The sequence below is a fragment of the Moritella sp. PE36 genome, from assembly GCF_000170855.1.
Taxonomy (GTDB): domain Bacteria; phylum Pseudomonadota; class Gammaproteobacteria; order Enterobacterales; family Moritellaceae; genus Moritella.
Window position 1 is genome coordinate 83,495 of record NZ_ABCQ01000011.1, and the last position, 22,479, is coordinate 105,973.

21 protein-coding genes are annotated in these 22,479 nt (G+C 41.7%); 1 reads left to right on the forward strand and 20 read right to left on the reverse strand.

All coding sequences use genetic code 11. The annotated features are described in order from the left end of the window. Positions 1 to 28: 28 nt before the first annotated feature. The 13 genes from PE36_RS08980 to glyA all read right to left on the reverse strand — a co-directional run bounded on the left by PE36_RS08980 (position 29) and on the right by glyA (position 13,515). On the reverse strand, positions 29 to 1,039 hold the full coding sequence (locus PE36_RS08980; protein WP_006031687.1) for an ABC transporter permease subunit: 1,011 nt from the start codon (positions 1,037 to 1,039) through the stop codon (positions 29 to 31). A 140-nt stretch (positions 1,040 to 1,179) separates the two neighbouring features. Further along, a complete protein-coding gene (locus tag PE36_RS08985) occupies positions 1,180 to 2,823 on the reverse strand; it encodes an ABC transporter substrate-binding protein (protein WP_006031688.1) in 1,644 nt (547 codons plus the stop codon). 659 nt (positions 2,824 to 3,482) lie between these two features. Next, complete coding sequence (locus tag PE36_RS08990) at positions 3,483 to 3,986, reverse strand: phosphatidylglycerophosphatase A (RefSeq protein ID WP_006031689.1); 504 nt, start codon at positions 3,984 to 3,986, stop codon at positions 3,483 to 3,485. Next, positions 3,983 to 5,023 (reverse strand): thiamine-phosphate kinase, encoded by a 1,041-nt coding sequence (thiL, locus tag PE36_RS08995; RefSeq protein ID WP_006031690.1) that lies wholly within the window; start codon positions 5,021 to 5,023, stop codon positions 3,983 to 3,985. Before thiL ends, PE36_RS08990 begins: the two co-directional genes overlap by 4 nt. A gap of 229 nt (positions 5,024 to 5,252) precedes the next feature. Further along, entirely contained in the window at positions 5,253 to 5,675 is a 423-nt protein-coding gene (gene nusB / locus PE36_RS09000) for a transcription antitermination factor NusB (protein ID WP_006031691.1), read from the reverse strand. Beyond that, on the reverse strand, positions 5,672 to 6,157 hold the full coding sequence (ribE, locus tag PE36_RS09005) for a 6,7-dimethyl-8-ribityllumazine synthase (protein ID WP_006031692.1): 486 nt from the start codon (positions 6,155 to 6,157) through the stop codon (positions 5,672 to 5,674). The genes nusB and ribE overlap by 4 nt, the downstream gene beginning before the upstream one ends. Before the next feature lie 179 nt (positions 6,158 to 6,336). After that, the gene (ribBA, locus tag PE36_RS09010) at positions 6,337 to 7,446 is read right to left on the reverse strand and encodes a bifunctional 3,4-dihydroxy-2-butanone-4-phosphate synthase/GTP cyclohydrolase II (RefSeq protein ID WP_006031693.1); all 1,110 of its coding nucleotides are present in this window, start codon (positions 7,444 to 7,446) and stop codon (positions 6,337 to 6,339) included. Positions 7,447 to 7,494: 48 nt separating this feature from the next. Beyond that, positions 7,495 to 8,160 carry a riboflavin synthase gene (locus PE36_RS09015; RefSeq protein WP_006031694.1) on the reverse strand — a complete coding sequence of 222 codons (666 nt, stop codon included), beginning with the start codon at positions 8,158 to 8,160 and terminating at the stop codon, positions 7,495 to 7,497. Then, the gene (gene ribD / locus PE36_RS09020; RefSeq protein WP_006031695.1) at positions 8,160 to 9,482 is read right to left on the reverse strand and encodes a bifunctional diaminohydroxyphosphoribosylaminopyrimidine deaminase/5-amino-6-(5-phosphoribosylamino)uracil reductase RibD; all 1,323 of its coding nucleotides are present in this window, start codon (positions 9,480 to 9,482) and stop codon (positions 8,160 to 8,162) included. The genes PE36_RS09015 and ribD overlap by 1 nt, the downstream gene beginning before the upstream one ends. Then, the gene (gene nrdR / locus PE36_RS09025) at positions 9,454 to 9,903 is read right to left on the reverse strand and encodes a transcriptional regulator NrdR (protein ID WP_006031696.1); all 450 of its coding nucleotides are present in this window, start codon (positions 9,901 to 9,903) and stop codon (positions 9,454 to 9,456) included. Before nrdR ends, ribD begins: the two co-directional genes overlap by 29 nt. Positions 9,904 to 10,077: 174 nt before the next feature. Beyond that, positions 10,078 to 11,517 (reverse strand): DUF4124 domain-containing protein, encoded by a 1,440-nt coding sequence (locus tag PE36_RS09030; RefSeq protein ID WP_006031697.1) that lies wholly within the window; start codon positions 11,515 to 11,517, stop codon positions 10,078 to 10,080. Positions 11,518 to 11,709: 192 nt separating this feature from the next. Continuing rightward, complete coding sequence (locus tag PE36_RS09035; protein WP_006031698.1) at positions 11,710 to 12,003, reverse strand: hypothetical protein; 294 nt, start codon at positions 12,001 to 12,003, stop codon at positions 11,710 to 11,712. 258 nt (positions 12,004 to 12,261) lie between these two features. Beyond that, a complete protein-coding gene (gene glyA / locus PE36_RS09040) occupies positions 12,262 to 13,515 on the reverse strand; it encodes a serine hydroxymethyltransferase (protein ID WP_006031699.1) in 1,254 nt (417 codons plus the stop codon). Between the two features lie 315 nt (positions 13,516 to 13,830). Here glyA and torD point away from each other — a divergent pair, with 315 nt between their 5' ends. Continuing rightward, entirely contained in the window at positions 13,831 to 14,484 is a 654-nt protein-coding gene (gene torD / locus PE36_RS09045; protein WP_006031700.1) for a molecular chaperone TorD, read from the forward strand. Between the two features lie 112 nt (positions 14,485 to 14,596). Here torD and galU read toward each other — a convergent pair whose 3' ends face one another. From galU to pseC, 7 genes are all read right to left on the reverse strand, one after another. Further along, entirely contained in the window at positions 14,597 to 15,484 is an 888-nt protein-coding gene (gene galU, locus PE36_RS09050; protein ID WP_006031701.1) for a UTP--glucose-1-phosphate uridylyltransferase GalU, read from the reverse strand. A gap of 47 nt (positions 15,485 to 15,531) precedes the next feature. Beyond that, on the reverse strand, positions 15,532 to 16,539 hold the full coding sequence (locus PE36_RS09055) for an NAD-dependent epimerase (RefSeq protein WP_006031702.1): 1,008 nt from the start codon (positions 16,537 to 16,539) through the stop codon (positions 15,532 to 15,534). 56 nt (positions 16,540 to 16,595) lie between these two features. Further along, positions 16,596 to 17,762 carry a nucleotide sugar dehydrogenase gene (locus PE36_RS09060; RefSeq protein WP_006031703.1) on the reverse strand — a complete coding sequence of 389 codons (1,167 nt, stop codon included), beginning with the start codon at positions 17,760 to 17,762 and terminating at the stop codon, positions 16,596 to 16,598. A 118-nt stretch (positions 17,763 to 17,880) separates the two neighbouring features. Next, entirely contained in the window at positions 17,881 to 18,933 is a 1,053-nt protein-coding gene (gene pseI, locus PE36_RS09065; protein WP_006031704.1) for a pseudaminic acid synthase, read from the reverse strand. A 41-nt stretch (positions 18,934 to 18,974) separates the two neighbouring features. After that, entirely contained in the window at positions 18,975 to 20,537 is a 1,563-nt protein-coding gene (gene pseG, locus PE36_RS09070; protein WP_006031705.1) for a UDP-2,4-diacetamido-2,4,6-trideoxy-beta-L-altropyranose hydrolase, read from the reverse strand. Further along, on the reverse strand, positions 20,538 to 21,224 hold the full coding sequence (pseF, locus tag PE36_RS09075; protein ID WP_006031706.1) for a pseudaminic acid cytidylyltransferase: 687 nt from the start codon (positions 21,222 to 21,224) through the stop codon (positions 20,538 to 20,540). Positions 21,225 to 21,233: 9 nt separating this feature from the next. Then, positions 21,234 to 22,463: a UDP-4-amino-4,6-dideoxy-N-acetyl-beta-L-altrosamine transaminase gene (gene pseC, locus PE36_RS09080; protein ID WP_043994383.1), complete on the reverse strand. Its 1,230-nt coding sequence runs from the start codon at positions 22,461 to 22,463 to the stop codon at positions 21,234 to 21,236. Positions 22,464 to 22,479 lie beyond the last annotated feature (16 nt).

Genomic DNA, 22,479 nt, shown 5'->3' on the forward strand with positions numbered 1-22,479 from the left:
TGTATCCTGTACCCTTGTATCCGGTATTCTATTTCGCGTGACGAATACGTGGATTAACCACACCGTAGATAATGTCTACCAGTAAGTTAACTAAGATGATTAATGTGGCAATAATTAAAATACCCCCCTGTACGACGGGATAATCACGACGGCCAATCGATTCAATTAACCATTTACCAATACCCGGCCAGGCAAAAATAGTCTCGGTTAAGATCGCACCAGATAATAAGATACCCACTTGCAGACCAATCACAGTGATCACCGGAATTAAGGCATTACGCAGTGCATGGATAACAATCACACGCCACGGCGCTAGCCCTTTCGCACGTGCGGTACGGATATAATCTTCACCCAACACTTCTAACATTGAAGAACGCGTCATCCGGGCGATAACGGCTAAGGGAATGGTGCCTAATACAATCGAAGGTAAGATAAGGTGATGAATAGCAGAACCAAATGCGCCAACCTCATCAGATAGCAAGGAATCTATCAGCATAAAGCCTGTCACGTGATCAATCCACAGTGATACATCGATACGCCCCGAAACCGGCGTCCAGCCCAGATTTACCGAGAACACTAACATTAATAATAATGCCCACCAGAAGATCGGCATGGAGTAACCGGTTAATGACACCCCCATTACGGTGTGATCAAATACAGAACCACGTTTTACTGCGGCAATAATACCAGCGGGTAAGCCGATTATAATCGCGAACATTGCGGCTAAGAATGCCAGTTCAACCGTCGCCGGAAATAATTCAAAGAATTCTTCTACAACTGGTTTTTTGGTTACCAGAGAGTTACCTAGATCACCTTGTAGGATACCCCCTACATAAGAAAAATATTGCTTCCAGATGGGCTGGTCTAAACCAAGCTCGGCAGCTAACATGGCGTGACGCTCTGGCGAAATGCCGCGTTCACCCGCCATGATTTCGATCGGGTCACCGGGGATCATATGAATGAGCGTAAAGGTCAGTAAGGTAATACCGATAAATGTCGGGATCACAGTACTTAGTCGCTTTAAAATAAATTGGAACATAGAAAACTCTGCGGGTATTTAAAGGGTTATCGGTAAAGATAACGCGAGCCGTTAGGGTCTCGCGTTATCTTATTTTCGTTATTAAAACGAGATACTTTCTAAGCTAGCGCTATACTTACTGTTCTAAGCTAACGCTATACTTATTTTTCTAAGCTAACGCTATAGAAGTTGTGACCACCAAGTGGATCAATCACGTAACCTTTAACTTCTTTACGCACTGGTTCAAATACAACTGAGTGGGCAATGGTTGCCCACGGCGCTTGTTGTTTGAATATTACTTGTGCTTTTTCATACAAGTCAGTTCTTACCGCTTGGTCTGCTGTGGTTTTAGCTTCTTTAACAAGTTTGTCAAATTCAGCATTACACCACATAGAACGGTTAGCACCGCCAACCGCGTCACAACCCAGTAATACCGCTAGGAAGTTATCTGGATCACCATTATCACCAGTCCAACCCAGTAGAATAGTTTCATGCTCGCCTTGCGACGCACGTTTTAGGTACTCGCCCCATTCAAACGTCACAATTTTCGCTTTCACGCCAATTTTCGCCCAATCAGACTGCATGATCTCAGCCATACGACGTGCGTTCGGGTTATATGGACGTTGTACTGGCATCGCCCAAATATTGGTTTCAAAACCATCTGGGAAGCCCGCTTCAGCCAATAATGCTTTGGCTTTAACTAAATCAAATTCGTAATCTTTGATGTCGGTGTTATATGACCACATTGTTGGTGGAATCGGGTTGGTTGCCGCTTTACCCGAACCATTGAATACCGCGTCAATGATTGCAGGCTTGTTCACCGCCATGTTCAATGCTTGGCGTACACGTACATCATCAAATGGTTTTTTGTTGACGTTAAACGCAAGGTAACCAATGTTCAGGCCTTCTTGAGAAAGCAGGTTGATGTTTTCATCTTCTTCCATCATTTTACGATCTGATGGATTCGGGAATGCCATGATCTGACATTCGTTGTTTTGCAGTTTAGCAAAACGTACTGATGCATCTGGTGTAATAGAGAACACTAAACGATCGATAGCGGGCTTGCCATCCCAATAGTCCGCATTACCCGCATAACGAATAAGTGAATCTTTTTGATATTGCAGTAGTGCAAATGGACCAGTACCAGAAGGCATTACGTCAAGTTGCGCTGCCATGCCTTTTTCAAGGAATACTTTCGCTTGCTCAGCTGACATGATTGAAGCAAAGTCCATCGCTAAGTTAGCAAGAAAAGGGGCTTCAGGTCGATTAAGGACGAACTGTACTGTGTAATCATCTACTTTCTTAATTTCTTTGAGCAATGAGCCCATGCTCATAGCATTGTAGTACTCGTATGAGCCACCTGATATTTTATGGTAAGGGTTTTCGGTATTACCTTGGCGGTCGAATGAGAACACAACATCGTCAGCATTGAATGAACGCGTTGGGGTAAAGTCTTTCGTGGTATGGAATGGTACATCGTGACGAAGTTTGAACGTATAAACCAGACCATCTTCTGATACGTCCCAGCTTTCTGCTAGTGCAGGAATAACTTCGGTGGTACCTAACTTAAATTCAACCAAGCGGTTAAAAATCGTTTTTGATGATGCATCAAACGTGGTACCTGTGGTAAATAATGCCGGATTGAAACCTTCAGGGCTTGCTTCTGAACAATATACAAAAGAAACAGGTTTTGTTTTTGCTGCTGAAGATGATTCTTTCGCTACTTTATCGTCTGAACAACCACTTAAACCTAAGGTGATTATACTGGCAATAGATAGCGATAACGCGACTTTCCCTTTATTCATGCCTTACTCCATTATGCGATGTTGATAACGTTAACAGCAGATACTAGACCAGATCTGAGTTAACGCCATTTTTGCAGGTAGGTATAAATTACCCGCGAATTGTAATTTTCACAGAGAAATTACGTTCTTAGCGCAGTGATGTAAACCTCTGATAAAGGAATAAATAATGACAACAGGACGTAAAAACCTCGTCAAATAGTGGGATCAGCTAGTTTAATTATTTAAATCCACAGATTTAACAAGGGATTAAAGTTATGCTGCAAAGATAAAATATAGTTTAAGCATGACCAACTTATGGATATCCCTTATAATTCAATGGAATAATTGATAGCTAAAAGTAATAACCATAGAAAGCAGAGGTATACGAGGCAGGATAGATGACTGAATGTGATTTAAATCACGAATTTTGTAAAATTGGCTATATCGATGGTTAGCGGTTATAAATCAAACCCGTATAATTTAACGAATTAGAGTTATAACACAGTTAAATAAATCGTTATAGCACTCAAGGCTGGCGTTAATTAACGATTTAATAAAATATACAGTATTTTATAGGCCAAACAACTATTAGTCGTTTACGCCTTAAACTTCATAGCCACGAGACTAATCAATATTAACAAAAGCGTAAACTCAGCTAAAAACGCTTCAAAAAGACATTTTTACAGAATTAAGTACGCGAGCAACTGAACACCTAACAAAGCAAAGATACCAGCCAGTACATCATCAATCATGATACCAAAACCACCGTGGGTATTTTTATCTAACCAACCAATCGGGCCCGGCTTTACAATATCAAAAAATCGAAACAGTGCAAAACCAAGAATAACCCACATCCAACCTTGCGGCGCCGCAATCATAGTAATGCCATAACCGGCTATTTCATCCCAAACAATGGCACCGTGATCATGCACGCCCATGGCTTTACTGGCACTTGCGCAAATATATACCCCAATCACAGATGCTAACGCAACAATAGCAATGTATTGCCATAAACCTAACTCAAATACACTGGTCATGAGCAGATATAGCGGGATAGCCGCAAGCGTGCCCATCGTGCCAGGCGCTTTCGGTAACAAACCACTACCAAAACCAACGGCCGCTAGATGCACTGGATTAGCGTAGTTTAATTTTTGTAGTTCTGGCGATAAAAAATCTTTTTTCATTGGAAGTGGTCCCATCCTTGTAAAGCGAGCGTCGTTAATTGCTTCTCATTAAAATAGTTAATTTGTTGTTCTTGTTCCGATTGTCCAGCACTGACTATTTCACCAATATGCGTATAAGGTAAATCATGCTCAGCCATTACGTCTTCTAATTGTGCTTTATTCTCTGCTGACACGGTAAATAGTAATTCATAATCATCACCACCAGCAAGTGCATACTGTGGCCATAGCGCTTTACTTACATAAGTTTGCAAAGCCGTTGATAAAGGTAACGCAGAGAGTTCAATATTTGCCGATAGCGCAACACCACAAGCGCGGCTAGACGCCTTTAGTATATGCTTTAAATCTGACGCCAATCCATCAGAGAGGTCGATACAACTATTCGCAATACCAACCAAGGCTTGGCCGGTGCTGACTCTTGCAGTTGGACGTTGATGACGAGCAATTAAATAATCTTTGTCGTTCTTCGTTAATAATGCTTCATCGCTATTCTCTGGATGAAGGTCTGTACGGTTATTGGCATCAATTAATAGTTTTAATCCTGCATTAGCGTCACCAATCGTGCCACTGCAGTAAATTAAATCACCAGCTTTGGCACCGTGCCTTGGTAAGGCTTTACCTTGCTCAACAAAGCCTTGTAAGGTAAGCGTTAACGTCATATTACCTTTGGTGGTATCTCCACCGATAAGGCTGACACCATAACGATGTAATTGCTGATGTAAACTATCACTGAATGCGCTTAGCCATTCAGTATCAAAACTCGGTAAGGTTAATGCTAATGAGGCCCAAGCGGGTTGTCCGCCCATCGCCGCTATATCACTGATGTTCACGGCTACGAGCTTATGGGCGATATCCGTAGGGTTGGCATCGCTAAGAAAGTGAATACCACTGACCATGGTATCTGTGGTCACCACTAATTGCTTACCAGCAGGCACAGACAAGATCGCACAGTCATCACCGATCCCCGTTATGACATCGTCACGTGGAACCGATTTATTCGTAAAATATTGTCCAATTAAATCAAACTCGCCTGTCGCCATAGTACTGCTGTTTCCATTATTATATCCAAACTAGTCTCTGATATAGCATCGTGAAGTAACTTGGGCATAGGTTGCCATTAATCTTGCTATTGTACTTTTAATTAAGACCAAGTTGTATTTTTAATTAAGACCAAATTGTATTGTTAATTAATGCCTAAAGAGTGAATTTTAGGCATAAAAAAAGCCAGCAACCTGTGCTAGCTTTTTTGCATTGAAGAAAATAATTAAATTATTTTTTCAAACGTAATTGCAATTTACTTACAATCTTATCTAATACGCCGTTAACGAATTTGTGGCTGTCTTCAGCACCAAAGTCTTTCGCTAATTCGATAGATTCATTGATCACAACTTTATAAGGTACATCTTGACGCTTTAGTAGCTCAAATGTAGAAAGACGTAAAATTGCTTTCTCAACCAAGTCTAAATCATTCAAAGGACGAGATAGGAATGGACTCATTAACTCATCAAGTTCAGCTGAGTTTAAGCTTACGCCTAATACCAACTCACGGAAATAAGTCGCATCTGTGCCACTAAAATCTTGATCTGTTACAAATTGGTGTTCAATATTTGCAACAGTTTCTTGTGTCATTTGCCATTGATAAATTGCTTGTGTGGCAAACTGACGTGCCTTACTACGTTCCGAAGGTTTCATTTTTTCTCCAATAATACATCAACTTGATGCAAAACATTGACCATTTCAAGTGCACTTAGAGCAGCCTCCGACCCTTTATTACCAGCCTTGGTACCAGCACGCTCAATTGCTTGCTCAATTGTGTCAGTAGTTAACACACCAAATGCAACAGGAACATCATAGTCCATTGCAACTTGAGCAAGACCTTTATTACATTCGCCAGCTACGAATTCAAAATGTGGTGTACCACCACGAATTACCGTACCTAAAGCAATAATTGCATCAAACTGTTTTGTCGCAGCTACACGCTGAGTAACAAGCGGTAATTCTACAGCACCAGGAACACGCACAATCGTGATGTTGTCTTCGCTAACTTGACCAAAACGTTTTAGTGAATCGATAGCACCCGCTAACAAACTTTCATTGATGAAACTGTTAAAACGAGAGATTACAATTGCAATTTTTGCTTCTGGAGCAGGAACATTTCCTTCGATAACTTTCATGTGTACAAATCCTATATCACGGCGCGTAATTTTACGGCCAATTTTAATTATTATGAATCGGCTGACGAAAGGGCTCGGATTGTACCAAGCTTTCGCCAGCAAGCAAACTTATTCTACGACTATCGCTAAAACTTATTCCATGGCTATTTCTAAAATATATTCTAAGACCAGCCTAAAACTTATTTCGAGATATATTCGACAACTTCTAAGCCAAAGCCAGATAGTGAATGGTAACGTTTGTCTGAGCTTAATAGCTTCATCTTAGACACGCCCATATCCGCTAAAATTTGTGAACCGACACCAACACGGCGTGACGTACCCTGCCATTTAGCTTTTGGCTGGGTTTCGCCTTTATCTTCTTTGGCAAATTGTTTCACTTTTTCAATGATATCAAGGGAGTTTTCTTCATTGCCTAAGATAACCATGACGCCGCCATCTTGACTGATACGTGCCATTGCATCCGCTAATGACCATGAGATTTTGCTCGCTCGGTCGGTATGCAAAATATCGGTCATGGTATTTTGTACATGTACACGTACCAATGTTGGCTGCCCAGCAACAACTTCACCTTTGCGTAATGCATAGTGAACTTGATTATCAATGGTATCGCGGTAAGTCACTAAATCAAAATCACCGTATTCTGTCGGTAATTTACATTCAGCGACACGCTCGATGGTGGTTTCATTGCTATTACGGTATTCAATTAAATCAGCCACTGTGCCTAATTTGAGACCGTGTTTTTCAGCAAAGATTTCTAGATCTGGGCGACGCGCCATTTCACCGTCATCTTTTAATATCTCAACAATCACACCAGCTGGTTCACAACCGGCTAGACGTGCAAGATCGCAACCTGCTTCAGTATGACCAGCGCGTGTTAATACGCCGCCGTCTTGTGCTGCAAGTGGGAAAATATGCCCAGGCATGACGATATCAGCAGGTTTTGCATCACCTGCAACGGCAGATAAAATTGTCACCGCACGGTCGGTTGCAGAAATACCAGTGGTCACGCCTTCAGCCGCTTCAATCGAAACAGTGAAGTTAGTTGAAAATTGCGCCGTATTGTCTTGAACCATCAAAGGCAGTTGCAGTTTCGCTACACGGTCTTTGGTTAATGTCAGACAAATTAAACCACGACCGTGTGTCGCCATAAAGTTAATCGCTTCTGGCGTGACTTTGTCAGCCGCCATGATCAGATCGCCTTCATTCTCGCGATCTTCATCATCCATCAAGATAACCATTTTACCTAGGCGGATGTCTTCAATAATATCTTCAATACGACTTAGTGCCATGCTCATAGCCCTTTTATAACAATTAAAAACTGATCGTTAATAGATGTTTTACTTTAAAAATCCATTACTCGCAAGAAAATCCATGGTGATGCCCTGTTCCGGTGTGCTTGATTCAGCGGCTTTATCACCTAGCATAATGCGTTCTAAATAACGGGCAATCACATCTACTTCTAAGTTAACTTTACGACCGACTACATAACTTTCTATCGTTGTTTCTAATGCAGTATGCGGTACGATCGTCAATTTGAATTTAGCGCCGTCAATTTCATTGATCGTTAAACTAATACCATCAATGGTAATTGAGCCTTTTTCGGCGATATAACGGGCTAATTCGTTCGGTGCTTGTAACCAATACTCAGTCGCACGACCAAGTTTACTGATCTTAACAATCTCGGCAACGCCATCCACGTGGCCACTGACTAAGTGACCACCGAGACGCGTGCTTAGGGTTAACGCTTTTTCTAAGTTAACCTTATCACCAATACGGTAATGCGCAAAACCAGATCGCTTGATCGTTTCTAATGACACATCAGCGCGGTAACCATTGCCGAGTAGTTCAACAACCGTCAGGCATACACCATTGGTCGCGATACTGTCACCAAGTTTCACGTCACTTAAATCAAGATCACCACTATCAACAGTGATGCTCACATCAGCCCCTTTGGGGGTTAAACCAGTGAGCGTGCCCACGGTTTCAATAATTCCTGTAAACATTAGTATTCCGGTTTTGCTGTAATGCGAAGATCGTCACCAATCTGCGTGATATCGGTAAAGCTAAATGTAGGCACTTGCGCCATTTCAGTTAGCTCGCTTAATACTGCTAGTCCTCTGGCACTATCACCCATCAGCTTAGGTGCCAGATAAATAATTATCTCATCCACCAGCTTATTTTCAAGTAACGCACCAGCAAGTGTTGCGCCCGCTTCAACCCACAGGTCATTAATATTCTGCTGGGCTAGCGTTGTCATTAACTGGTTTAGATCTATGTTATGGTGACTATCTTGCTCAATTTCAATTCGTGATACCGATTCATTCACCAATAACTGTTCTGTAGACGAATTCTTAGTCGCGACATTAACTGTATTTTTAACGCCATTAACTAATAGTATCTGACCGGGCTGCGCAAATAGCTTTAATTCTTTAGCTGACGGTTCAAGGTGCGCATCCAAGCGGCGATGATTATCCAGAACGACACGTATAGGCTGACGTACTTGTGACTGCTCTGCTTGAATTAATGACTTCTCTGCATAATCTAACGGATAATCGGCTTGGCTTGTGCCTAACTCACTATAACGGACATTGAGTGACGCATCGTCCATGATAACCGTACTGGCGGTGGATAAAATTGCACTGGCTTGAGCACGGTATACTTGTACATCAGAACGAGCTGCAGAACCGGTGATCCATTTGCTCTCACCGTTTTTCAATGCTGTACGCCCGTCTAAGCTTGCTGCCATTTTTAGACGTACAAAAGGACGTTGTTCGCGCATTCGTAAGATAAAGCCTGGATTCAAGGCATGGGATTGCGCCGATAACAGCCCCACACGTACTTTAATACCCGCGGCAATTAATATTGCAATGCCCTTACCTGCCACTTGCGGATTCGGATCGACCATGGCAATGACGACTTCATGAACGTTAGCATTAACCAAGGCTGCTGCGCAAGGCGGTGTACGACCATAGTGGCTACATGGTTCGAGTGTCACATAACAAGTGGCACCTTGGGCATCATCACCCGCGGAATTTAAAGCATGGACTTCAGCATGAGCCTCACCCGCACGTAAATGAAAACCTTCACCAATGACTTTATCTGCTTTAACGAGCACACAGCCAACATTTGGATTCGGAGCCGTGGTAAAACGGCCTTTTTGTGCAAGTGCGATCGCACGTTGCATATGTAAATGGTCAGTATCATTGAACTGACTAATTGAAACTATTTCTTCCAATAGCAGGTCTAACTCAGCACGTGATTTGTTTGGCATAATCAATGAGGACTCAGATAACGGATTATTTGTCGAGTTTGGCGATTTCTTCATTAAATTCTTTTACATCTTCAAAAGAACGATAAACAGAAGCGAACCGTACATAAGCCACTTTATCGAGCTTTTTCAATACGTCCATCACCAGTTCACCCACAAAACTTGATTCGATTTCACGCTCACCAGTGGCTCTTAAACTCGATTTGATCTGATTAATACCAAGTTCAATCTGCTCTGCGGCAACCGGACGTTTTTCTAACGCACGATAAATACCACTAACCAGTTTATCTTCGTTAAAAGGTTCACGTGTATCATCCGTTTTAATGATGCGTGGCATCACTAACTCGGCAGTTTCAAAGGTAGTATAACGTTCATGACATTTCGCACACTCACGGCGGCGACGCACCTGATGGCCTTCAGCCACAAGACGAGAGTCGATAACTTTAGTTTCAGTCGCTGAACAAAATGGACAGAACATAAACAATCCTATTGAATAATATTATTCTGAGTCTATCGTTAAACAGCAGGCGGGTACAGAAAAGTGCAGGTAATTTCGTGGAATTAATAAATAAGTTAACAAATTGTTGAATAATCAGTCGGTTTCCAACCTCTACTTTAATGAGATAAAAACCGACCTAAATTTACTTCACGCTTACTCAGCGTTACGGTTCACATCACTTACAAACTGACTTGAAGCAGAAATACCTTGCCGATCAAGTTGGTTGGTTCCCGCACCCAATAGTGGTAAACGCGCCTTGTGATTATAGCTTAATCTACTTAGCATTAACGCCGAGTTAACTTGTTTTACTGATGGCGTTTTTACTTTGTTTGATTGACTACGGCTGCTAATTTCATTTTCAATCGCTTTAATCTGATCAGCACCCTGTATTAATTCTTTATTTTTCACTGTCGTGGTACGACGACGCTTAGCATTAATATCAGTGTTCGATTTAACTAATTCAGCAACTGAAGTGGTACCGGTCCCACTATTATCCGTTGCTAAATGTGCTCGGAAGAGCTTTTTATTTATTTCGGCTAAGAATTTATTCTGAACTTGCTCAGGTGTCGCTTTGAACTTGTTGTCAGCAGAGCGTTGACTCGCAAGGATCACAGGTTCAGCAATAACAAGTGTTTCATTGTTACGATTTAATTTCTTTTTAATACCGGCGAGGAAAGCGTTGTGGGGTTTTGATTGTGCCTTACGCGACACCTTCGCTATCGTGCGAGATGCAACGACTGGCTTTAGCGCTTCAGGTTTTAGCTCTCTAGGTTTAAATACGGCAGCTTGTTCAATCAATGGCGTATCAACGACAACCATAGCCGCAGTCACTGTGATTGATTCAACAGGTTCAAAAATATAAGTCGAGGCTGATTGCGGTCTCTTTGCAGGTTGGATTACTTCCACACTTTGCTTACGCTTTAACTTGTTTTGGATACCCGCTAAGAATTTATTTGTCATTTTACGCGGTTGCTTTATTTCCACATTTGCAATGGTATTTAACGCTTGGGGAGATGTTGACGCTAACTGCGTAGGCAAGATAGGTTGAGCTACGTCATTGCTTTTAGTATCGACATTGCCGTAAACACGCCTGTGGATCCCAGCCATAAAGCTATTTTTAGCTAATGTTTGTTTCACTTTGTTATTTGCTTCAGCAATATTAGCCGCTGCTACAAGCGCTTGCTGTACTTTAAACGCTTCGTGTTTAGCAACACGTAATGCATGCTGCTCAGCTTGCTGACGGGCGAGTTGTTGTTCAATTAACACCAAATGAGGATCACGACGCGTGAGAACCTTGTCAATTTGACGCTCAACGTTGGCATTTGCAACGATATCATCAAGACCATCCAGTAAATTATTTACTTTTTTAGCTGGAGATAAATTGTTTACGACATCATTCATATCAGCGTGTTTACGACTAGCTCGACTTTGCGCCGCATTTTTTTCCACGATTTGACGTGGGAACTGACTATAATGCATCGCACCATCGGCATCGCGCCAACTATATACTTTAGCAAATGTCGAAAAGCTCACCGAGCCACATATTAACGCTAATAATAAACGTTTATAATTACCTTTTGAATTCAGCATCATCCCTTATACCTCACCCTATCCATTGCTTGAACTTGAGCATTCCTTCCCAAGTATTTATTTATTCATTGTCCTAACCGCTAAACAGAACGACATGTTACGATTATGTTAACACCTGTGCGCTGAATTTAAAACTACCGGATTATATTTACCGCCCACCGACGTCACAATTAAGATTTAAATAATGCTGAAACGTTATGAACAGTTAAATATCAATGTATTGAATATGCGATTAGCATCAGAATAACGATTAGTTAGTTCGGCATTCTTACCATATTTACCACAATGTTCCTTTGCCATATCAACCACTTCTATCGTTTCAAACTGACCAAGTTGATATTCATAAGAAGCACCATTTTCAGTTTTAGTTAATACGTCAACTGAACTACAACCACTTACTACAACAGCAAATACTACAATGCACATCCTTTTACCTAGTTGCTGAGGTATAGCTTTTAATACATTTATCAGTAGCAATTTATTCATCATATTTCCCATCCTTGGTCTATGAAACTAGATTAACAGCAGTACATGAAACTAACAGCTGATCATATGATCCTGAGGCAATAAAAAAGCATGGAAATAGCATGATTTGGGGTATGAGGTGGTATTAGGCATGGTAAATACGTTGATTTTTAGGCACAAAAAAACCGTAAATGACCAACTTAAAACTTTAATTAAAGCTCAGTCGCATTTACGGTTAATACATGAATCAAAGTTCATAGACCTTGAGGTCTACACATTTAATTACTTGTATACAGGATAGTCAGCACATAGTGCTTGTACGTTAGCACGTACAGTAGCAGCTACTTCTTCATTACCGATGTTATCTAATACGTCACACATCCAACCTGCAAGTGCAGCAGCTTTATCAGCTGGGATACCACGGCGAGCAAGTGCTGGTGTACCGATACGTAGACCAGATGTAACAAATGGTGAACGCGGATCGTTAGGTACAGAGTTTTTGTTTACGGTGATATGTGCATTACCCAGTGCCGCATCTGCGTCTTTACCTGAGTATTCTTTGCCAATCAGATCAACTAAGAACAGGTGATTTTCAGTACCGTTTGATACGATTTTGAAACCACGTTCTTGTAATACTGCAACCATGCTTTTCGCACAATCGAGTACATTTTGTTGGTAAACCGCAAATTCTGGTTCCATCGCTTCTTTAAATGCAACCGCTTTAGCAGCGATAACGTGCATTAAAGGACCACCTTGACCACCAGGGAAGATTGCTGAGTTTAATTTTTTCTCAATCGCTTCGTCTGCTTGCGCAAGGATAAGGCCACCACGTGGACCACCTAATGTTTTATGCGTCGTTGTAGTTACAACGTGTGCATGTTTTATTGGGTTTGGATATAGACCAACAGCAACTAAACCTGCAACGTGTGCCATATCAACGAATAGGTAAGCACCTACTTTATCAGCGATTTCACGGAATTTAGCCCAATCAACAACACCAGAGTATGCAGAGAAACCAGCAACAATCATTTTTGGTTGATGTTCAATTGCTAACGCTTCAACTTCAGCGTAATCAAGTTCACCCGTTTCAGGGTTGATTCCGTACTGAACTGAATTGTAGATTTTACCCGAGAAGCTTACGCTTGCACCGTGTGTTAAGTGACCACCATGAGCAAGGCTCATGCCTAGTACAGTATCACCTGGTTTAACTAATGCCATATAAACAGCAGCATTTGCTTGTGAACCAGAGTGTGGTTGTACATTCGCGTAATCAGCACCAAACAATTGCTTAGCACGTTCGATTGCTAAAGTCTCAGCAATATCAACATACTCACAACCGCCATAGTAGCGTTTGCCTGGGTAGCCTTCGGCATACTTGTTAGTAAGCTGAGAGCCTTGAGCTTCCATTACGCGTGGGCTTGTATAGTTCTCTGAAGCAATTAGCTCGATATGATCTTCCTGACGAGTTACTTCTTGTGTCATTGCTGCCCATAATTCTGCATCATAGTCAGCTATATTCATATCACGTGTAAACATCCGTTTTCTCCTGATTGAGATAATACAAGTTGGTCCGTTAAGTTAACATCTAGTTAGCAATCTTAACATCTAGTTAGTAAGTTTAACATTTTACTAGTAAACCTAAAATTTAGCTAGCAACGCCAAACAGGAGCACATTGTAACGTGAATGTTGCCGACTTCCTACTAGAATGCCTTGAGAAAATTTCAATTTTGTGTGAAAACACTGCATTTTAAATTAACTTTGATCAAAACTGACTCCTCGGTTAATTTAATTCGCTATAATGCGCCACAATTACAGCATTTACACTAGCCCCTCACCCTTTGGAGAACACAATGGATGAACTAACTCAATTATGTCAAACCCGCTCAGAGATCTACTGGTGGCTTTCAACAACATTAGCAACAGAGTTATCTGATGAACAGCTGGGTAAATACCAGTCCGCTGAGATCCAAGCTTTCTTACAAGGGTTAGCCGCAACACCAGCGTTAACAGCGCCAGTTGAGAAGTTGATCAGTTCATTAGCCGCTGCAAACCTACGTAACGATGCGCGTTTAGAATTATGCGCTGATTATGCCCAAGTATTCTTAGGTAACAGTAAATCATCAGCGCCCCCGTATGAGTCAGTATTCACCAGTGAAAATGGTCACTTGATGCAAGAATCATATCAGCAGATGACCGCGTTGTTAGATGAGCACAACATCAATATCAATGACAAATACAGCGAGCCAGCTGATCACATAGCTATCCAGTTAGACTTCATGGGTAACTTGATCTTAAAAACATTAGATTCTGAATCAGAAGAGGCGATCCGCGCTAACTTTGCACTACAGCACGACTTCTTACAAACGCACTTACTTAACTGGTTAGGTGATTTTGAAATGAAAGTAAAAGCCTGTGATAAATTTGGCTTTTATGCGGCGGTAGTAGCACTGCTATTAGCATTCGCGCAATTAGATTCGGATTGGTTAGAAACAGAGTTAGATTAAGAACAAGAGCGACCCCACCCTAGCCCTCCCCTTAAGAAAAGGGAGGGAACAAGAGCAGTGCGGATCTTGCTTTTTCTCCTCCCCTTAACTTTAGGGGGAGGTTGGGAGGGGGTTATTTCAAACCACGAATAAATTCTTGTAGATCAGCGCCTACTTCAGGGTGACGCAAGCCATACTCAATGAAAGCTTTCATGTAACCTAACTTTGAACCACAGTCGTGTAACTTACCACTAATGTGGAAAGCTTCTACTGTTTCTAATTTCATCAGATCATCAATAGCATCCGTTAACTGAATTTCATCACCCGCGCCAGGTGCTGTACGTGCTAGCAAGTCCCAAATTGCGGCAGGTAAAACATAACGGCCAGCAACAGCAAGATTTGATGGCGCTTTATCTTGTGCAGGTTTTTCAATAACAGCCGTCATAGGTGTAGATTCACCAGCGCTAAGTTCAACACCACCACAATCAGCAACACCATAACCCGACACTAAATTCATTGGCACAGGTTCAACCATGATCTGACTAAAACCGGTTTCATCAAAGCGGCGCATCATGCTGGCTAAGTTTTCAGTTTTTAGATCTGCACTGACTTCATCCATCAATACATCAGGTAATACTACCGCAAACGGTTCATCACCAATAATTGGTTTTGCGCACAATACTGCATGCCCTAATCCTTTAGCGACACCTTGGCGAATATGCATGATCGTTACACCTTTTGGTGCAATTGCCTGTACTTCCGCTAACAACTGACGTTTAACACGTTTTTCTAACGTAGATTCTAATTCAAACGAGGTATCAAAATGGTTCTCAATGGCATTTTTAGAGGCATGAGTAACAAGTACGATCTCGGTGATACCTGCAGCTGCACATTCATTAACGATATATTGAATAAGTGGCTTATCAGCCACTGGTAACATCTCTTTCGGGATCGCTTTGGTTGCAGGCAACATACGTGTACCGAGACCAGCTACTGGAATTACCGCTTTAGTTATCTTCAAGATTTTATCCTTTTATTCTTTGCGTTTTACAATTTACGATTTACGATTTATACGCTATAAAAGTCACGGTACCAGTCAACAAAGGCTTTCACGCCTTCTTTCACTTTTACTTTCGATGTGTAACCTGTAACTGCAAACAAATCTTGGGTATCAGCATAGGTTGCATAAACATCTCCCGGCTGCATTGGCATAAAGTTTTTCTTGGCTTTAATGCCTAACGAGTCTTCTAATGCTTCAATGTAATCCATTAATTTAACCGGGCTACCATGACCTATATTGTAAACTCGATAAGGCGCGCTACTGGTTGCTGGGCTGCCTGTTTCAACTTTCCATTCAGTATCTGGTGTTGGTATTACATCTTGAATTTGCAATACCCCAGCAACGATATCATCGATATAGGTAAAGTCGCGTAACATGTCACCGTTGTTATAAACATCAATGGTTTCACCAGCAATGATCGCCTTAGTAAACTTAAACAGCGCCATATCCGGACGACCCCAAGGACCATACACGGTAAAGAAGCGTAGACCCGTTGTCGGCACGCCATATAAATGCGAGTAAGTATGCGCCATCAATTCATTTGATTTCTTCGATGCTGCGTATAACGAAATAGGATGGTCAACACTGTCACTGGTACTAAATGGGGTTTTGTTATTTAAGCCATAAACCGAGCTAGATGAGGCATACACTAAATGCTTCACCTGATTATTACGGCAACCTTCTAACACGGTTAAGAAGCCGGTTAAGTTGCTATCAGCATACGCCATTGGATTATCAATGGAATAACGTACGCCCGCTTGAGCAGCTAGGTGAATAACGCGATCAAATTGATGCTCTGCAAATAACGCCGCGACACCGTCACGATCGGCGAGATCCAATTCAAGAAAGGTAAATAGCGCTGATTTTGTTGTATTGGCTAAACGCGCGTGTTTTAAATTAACATCATAATAGTCATTTAAATTATCAACACCAATCACTTGATGGCCTTGTTGACATAGTAACTCTGCACAGCGCGAACCAATGAAGCCTGCTGCGCCAGTAATTAAATATTTCATTTATTTTTCACTTATATTTATAAATTATACTTTCACTTTATTAATATAGTATGAACCTAATCATTACCAAATAAGTCGCGAGTATAAACTTTGTCAGCGACGTCAAGCAGTTCGTCCGCTAAACGGTTCGATACTATGACATCAGCAAGGGCTTTAAATTCATTGAGGTCGGTAAGCACCGGAGATTTAAAGAATTCACTCTCAGTCAATACTGGCTCATACACCACAACTTTAATGCCTTTGGCTTTAATGCGTTTCATGATGCCTTGAATTGATGAAGCACGGAAATTATCTGAGCCAGTTTTCATAATTAAACGATAAATACCAACAACTTGCGGGTTTTTAGCAATAATAGCGTCAGCGATATGATCTTTACGTGTCGAATTGGCATCAACAATGGCGCTAATTAAGCTGTTAGGCACATTTTCATAGTTGGCGCGTAATTGCTTAGTATCTTTTGGCAAGCAGTAACCGCCATAACCAAACGACGGATTATTGTAATGACTACCAATACGTGGGTCTAAACCCACACCTTGAATGATCTGACGGGTATCTAAACCATGGGTTTCAGCATAACTATCCAACTCATTAAAATAAGCTACGCGCATAGCAAGATAAGTATTGGAGAAAAGTTTAACCGCTTCAGCTTCGGTAGAATCAGTAAATAGTACCTCAATATCTGTTTTAACCGCACCTTGCATTAACAAGCCAGCAAAAATTTCGGCACGCTTAGACTGTTCACCGACAATAATACGCGATGGGTGTAAGTTATCGTATAACGCACTACCCTCACGTAAAAACTCAGGTGAAAATAAGATATTATCGCAACCAAGGCGTTGTTTTACTTCTTTAGTATAACCAACAGGTACCGTCGATTTGATCACCATCACCGCACTCGGGTTAATCGCCATCACATCTTTAATCACCGCTTCTACTGATTTGGTATTAAAATAATTATGTACCACATCATAATCTGTCGGCGTCGCGATAATCACATAATCAGCATTAGCATAAGCAAGTTGCTTGTCAGTCGTCGCGATAAGATCAAGTTCTTTATTCTCGAGGAAATCTTCAATCTCATTATCAGAAATAGGCGATTTTTTGTTGTTAATAAGTTCGACTTTTTCAGCAATAATGTCTAATGCAATCACGCTATTATGCTGCGCTAATAACACAGCATTTGATAATCCAACGTAACCTGTACCAGCAATGGTAATATTCATGGTGTTGACCTGATTATGGGTGGAAATAACTTGAGAGATATTCTAGCATTAAATTATAACTACAAGTTAATGCTAGCATTTAAATTGTCTATATGAGCGGCGTATTTTATTTAACGCCTTACTCAATGAGGTCAAAACTAAGTGCGGTCCCACGATAAATTATACCCTTAGCGACCTTACCTAATACAGCGTCATAATGTTTCGGTGCTAAGCCAAAACCAGGACGAATACTGCGAACATTTTCAGCCGTTAATAACTCACCAGCAGCGATATCTTTAACCACATATAACGAACGGCGAAATTTAACATTACCTTTTTCGACGTCTGTTCTTTCGTAATTCACTTTACCTAGTGCTTGCCAAGCGGTGTGGGTATCACGACACAGCTGACCGAATTCTGCCGGCTCAAGCGAAAAGCTATCATCTGCACCGCCACCATTACGATCTAAAGTGACATGTTTTTCAATCACACAAGCGCCGAAAGCTACCGACACAACCGCAGTTGCATTATCAATAGTATGATCTGATAAACCGGAAAGTACATCAAAACGCGCTGTAATATCACTAATAGTACGCAGATTATATTGCTCAGCTGGAGCCGGATAACCACTGACGCAATGTAACACGACTAATTCTTCACAGCCATTTTCTCTTGCTGTGGTTACCGCATCTTGGATCTCGGCCTTATTCGCCATTCCCGTTGAAATAATCATCGGTTTACCGGTTTGTGCCACCCGCTTAATCAAGGGTAAATCTATAACCTCAAACGAAGCGATCTTATAAGCTGGCGCATCCAACTCTTCTAACAAATCAACCGCAGTAAAATCAAACGGTGAACTAAAAATAGTGATACCTAACTCTTTTGCTTTAGCAAATAAAGCTTGATGCCACTCCCACGGCATATGTGCGCCCTTATACAGCTCATATAAGCTTTGTCCATGCCACAAACCACCCTTGATCTGAAATTCATCACTATCGCAATCCATAGTAATGGTATCTTGAGTATAGGTTTGTAATTTTATCGCATCAGCACCTGCTTCTTTCGCCGCTGCCATGATTGCAAAAGCACGATTGATATCGCCATTATGATTAGCCGATAGTTCGGCAATAATATAGGGCGGAAAGTTAGGACCAATTTTACGACCATCGATAGTAATAGTTTGCTCAGTCATGATGTTAATGAATACTCTTCGATAAAGGGAGGCATAGCTATTTAAGCCTGTGGATAGCGGATAAAGGTTTCTACTGTTAAGCGTTGGAAACGAGACTGAGTGAACAACTGTTGTGACACTGTATTAGCCATTAACACTTTAGCATGAATAGTGAAATACGGGTGAAGCTCATCCAAGTATGCAAGTGCTCGCTTAGCAAGCCCCTGACCATAATAATTTGGATCAATAAAAATAGACAGTAAGTATTCCCCAGCCCCTATTCTATCTAAACGCACGACCCCGACATTGCAACGGCTGCGATACTGCTTATTATCAGTTGCATCTAGTATCGTTATAATATAAAAATAATCTTCAGACTGACCGATCTTATTTATCATCCAAGTTTGATGTTCAGACCAACTCGGCACTTGTTTATTTAACGCAAATTGTCTTGTCGCAGGCTGGCACTGCCAATCATATACCGGTTTAATATCCGCCAATGCCGCACGGCGTAATAGTAACGTTTCGGTTTTATCTAAATGTGTAATCGCCTGTAATACCCGGTTCAATCCCAGTCCATCGCATAACTTAAGGTTATTCTTTCTCAACGCTGACCAATTCTGCAATAACCGCTGATAGGTTAACATCAACAGCTGAGCAATATCGTCGAGTTCAACTTTGTATGCCGCGTCAACAGCAACTAAGTTACGACTTATAGTCTGCTGATTTTCAGCCAATGGAATGATAATACTCGGTAACCCCAAACATGCACGTTCCCAAGAGGTCGTGCCTGGCGCACCAATCGCGACTTGATGTTGCACCATTAATTCAGCCATATTATCGACAAAGTCTAACTGGGTAACCCACTCACTATGCTGTAGACAAAAATCCTGGACTTGCTGGTAATGCGGTGCGCGTGGTCCTAATAGCACAGTAACCAAAGGTCTTGTTAGCACAGGCTCTACAGCAAGGGCCATTAATACCGACAAAGTCGCGTTAGGTTGATCAATGCCGCCCATGCTTAATAATAATTTAGGCATGAGGGGGAGTTTATCGTCGGCTAGCAACTGTTGACGATAATCACTAAACTGCGGGTTTAATAATGCGAACTCACAGCCAGTTAATACCTTAGTTTCATCATGACTTGGTTGAGGTTGAGGTTGAGGTTGAGATTGATATTCATCACTGCTGCGTAATAAGGTCTGATCTAAGATCAAATCTGCATGGTGACTACGTACTAAATCATCAATCACCATGACCTTACAATGTAATACTTGCTGTATACGCTGTTGCCAGTTTGCATTCAATGCATAATGATCAACGATAACCAGATCTACCGCAGCCACCAGCGTTAACAAGTTGTCCGAATCTTGTTGCCAAGGCACTTGTAACCACGCCACGTAATCGGCGTTAGTCGTAGGAACCTGTTCAGTTTTTGATTGCGCTAATTTATAAACGCAGAAACCTTTATTTTCAATAAAAGCAACTAAATCGCCAGTTTGAGGACGACAAGCAAAACTAACTTGATGACCCTGCGTTGTTAGTCCTTCTGCTAATACCAAGCAACGCATCACATGACCACTGCCGATATGTACCGACGCATCGGTACGAATGACAATATTCACCTAAACCTTCATGACCGCATATAACGCTTCCGCAAATTCCCAATCCTCCAAGGTATCTACATCTTGCACCCTTTTACGCGGTATCAAGATAGCTTTTGAACAAAGTGAGAAAAAGGGTTTCCCTGCTTTAAATGCCGAGACCTTACCCCAATAGAATTGACCAGCATCGTGGAAAGCTTCTTGTAAGTCTTGCGAACGGGTATTTACATGCTCAGGCTGCAACATTTGTACACTGCCATTGTCGTTTAATGAAATAGCCCGCTGAATAGGGAAAGCAAAGGACGTTGCGCTAAAGGCATAATCAATATCACCTGCAGATACAAGTGCTAATCCCTTCGATAAGTCGTTTGATGATATAAACGGCGCCGTTGCATAAATACAGCAAAGTAAATCCACGGTTATATTTTGCGACTCACACCATCCTATCGCATGTTGAATGACATCCATGGTTGTTGCATGGTCATCGGCAATCTCGGCAGGACGCATAAACGGCACTTCAGCCCCATATTTCCTGGCAATATCGGCAATTTCTTGATCATCTGTCGACACGATTATTTTATCAAAGCAGCCAGATTCTTGCGCAGCTTCAATTGAATAAGCGATCATGGGCTTGCCATGAAATAACTTGATATTTTTACCCGGAATACGTTTACTGCCACCGCGGGCAGGAATGATCGCTATTTTCATATGAATTGTTTAACCATCGATAAGTAAGGCGGTACGAAGTGCAGCTACCACTTCATCTTGCTGTACATGCGTCATGCCGTGGAATAACGGTAATGAAATTGCCTGTTGATAATAATGCTCAGCCGCAGGGAAATCACCATAGGCAAAGCCCATTACCTGATAATATGGCTGAGTATGTACTGGGATGTAATGCAAGTTAACACCAATACCCAGCTCGCGTAATTGCCTGAATACTTCTCTCTGAGAAAAAAGCTTCTTAGGACAGTTTTTCTGAGATGCCTGTTTTTTAGATAACGTTGTATTATCAAACTTCAGCCCTACGACATACAAATGCCAAGCCGAATTGGTCTGTTTAAGTTGCTTAGGCAAGGTTAGCGGCAAATCGGCTAATAACTGATTATAACGTAAAGCAAGACGTCGACGCTCAGCAACAAACTGCGTCAATCGCTGCATTTGACTAACCCCTAACGCCGCTTGTAACTCCGTCATCCGGTAATTAAAGCCAAGCTCTACTTGCTGATAATACCAATCGCCCTGCTCTTCAATTGGCAGTCCAGTGACAGGCGTCATCAAGGTTTTATCGCGAGTAATACCATGACTGCGTAATAACGCCATCTTATCAGCTAACGTTTGTTGATTGGTTAATGCAGCGCCGCCTTCTGCGGTGGTCACTATTTTCACCGGATGAAAACTAAATATGGTTATATCACTATAGTCTCCACAACCTATCGGTTTATCTTGATAAGTCCCACCAATCGCATGCGCGGCATCTTCAATGATCTTAAAACCGTATTGTAATGATAAGGCATGAATAGCGGCCATATCACAGGATTGACCACATAAGTGCACAGGAATAACCACTTTCGGTAGTTTACCTTCTGCTTTAGCGGTAATTAATTTTTTCTCAAGCGCCTTGGGACAAAGATTATAAGTAATAGGGTCAATATCAACAAAATCAACCTTAGCGCCACAATATAAGCCACAATTCGCCGAAGCTACAAAGGTAATCGGCGTCGTCCACAACCAATCCCCCACACCAAGGTCTAGCGCTAAACAAGCAAGATGTAAGGCGGATGTAGCGCTGTTACAAGCGACTGCATACTTAGCACCAGTATGATCAATCAAGGTCTGCTCAAATAACGGTACTTGCGGACCTTGGGTAAGAAAGTCTGATTGCAATACAGCTATCACAACATCAATGTCTTGTTGGTTAATATCTTGTTTACCATACGGGATCATGACAACACTCATTATT

Bases quoted from the DNA above. Each gene is read 5' to 3' on its own strand.
- torD (WP_006031700.1), top strand. From the start codon at position 13,831: ATGGATGAACTAACTCAATTATGTCAAACCCGCTCAGAGATCTACTGG.
- PE36_RS08990 (WP_006031689.1), bottom strand. From the start codon at position 3,986: ATGAAAAAAGATTTTTTATCGCCAGAACTACAAAAATTAAACTACGCT.
- pseF (WP_006031706.1), bottom strand. From the start codon at position 21,224: ATGAAAATAGCGATCATTCCTGCCCGCGGTGGCAGTAAACGTATTCCG.
- PE36_RS09015 (WP_006031694.1), bottom strand. From the start codon at position 8,160: ATGTTTACAGGAATTATTGAAACCGTGGGCACGCTCACTGGTTTAACC.
- PE36_RS09035 (WP_006031698.1), bottom strand. From the start codon at position 12,003: ATGATGAATAAATTGCTACTGATAAATGTATTAAAAGCTATACCTCAG.
- nusB (WP_006031691.1), bottom strand. From the start codon at position 5,675: ATGAAACCTTCGGAACGTAGTAAGGCACGTCAGTTTGCCACACAAGCA.
- pseI (WP_006031704.1), bottom strand. From the start codon at position 18,933: ATGACTGAGCAAACTATTACTATCGATGGTCGTAAAATTGGTCCTAAC.
- PE36_RS09055 (WP_006031702.1), bottom strand. From the start codon at position 16,539: ATGAAATATTTAATTACTGGCGCAGCAGGCTTCATTGGTTCGCGCTGT.
- ribD (WP_006031695.1), bottom strand. From the start codon at position 9,482: ATGAAGAAATCGCCAAACTCGACAAATAATCCGTTATCTGAGTCCTCA.
- ribE (WP_006031692.1), bottom strand. From the start codon at position 6,157: ATGAAAGTTATCGAAGGAAATGTTCCTGCTCCAGAAGCAAAAATTGCA.
- PE36_RS09030 (WP_006031697.1), bottom strand. From the start codon at position 11,517: ATGATGCTGAATTCAAAAGGTAATTATAAACGTTTATTATTAGCGTTA.
- pseC (WP_043994383.1), bottom strand. From the start codon at position 22,463: ATGATCCCGTATGGTAAACAAGATATTAACCAACAAGACATTGATGTT.
- PE36_RS08980 (WP_006031687.1), bottom strand. From the start codon at position 1,039: ATGTTCCAATTTATTTTAAAGCGACTAAGTACTGTGATCCCGACATTT.
- glyA (WP_006031699.1), bottom strand. From the start codon at position 13,515: ATGTTTACACGTGATATGAATATAGCTGACTATGATGCAGAATTATGG.
- ribBA (WP_006031693.1), bottom strand. From the start codon at position 7,446: ATGGCACTAAGTCGTATTGAAGATATTATTGAAGACATCCGCCTAGGT.
- thiL (WP_006031690.1), bottom strand. From the start codon at position 5,023: ATGGCGACAGGCGAGTTTGATTTAATTGGACAATATTTTACGAATAAA.
- PE36_RS09060 (WP_006031703.1), bottom strand. From the start codon at position 17,762: ATGAATATTACCATTGCTGGTACAGGTTACGTTGGATTATCAAATGCT.
- nrdR (WP_006031696.1), bottom strand. From the start codon at position 9,903: ATGTTCTGTCCATTTTGTTCAGCGACTGAAACTAAAGTTATCGACTCT.
- PE36_RS08985 (WP_006031688.1), bottom strand. From the start codon at position 2,823: ATGAATAAAGGGAAAGTCGCGTTATCGCTATCTATTGCCAGTATAATC.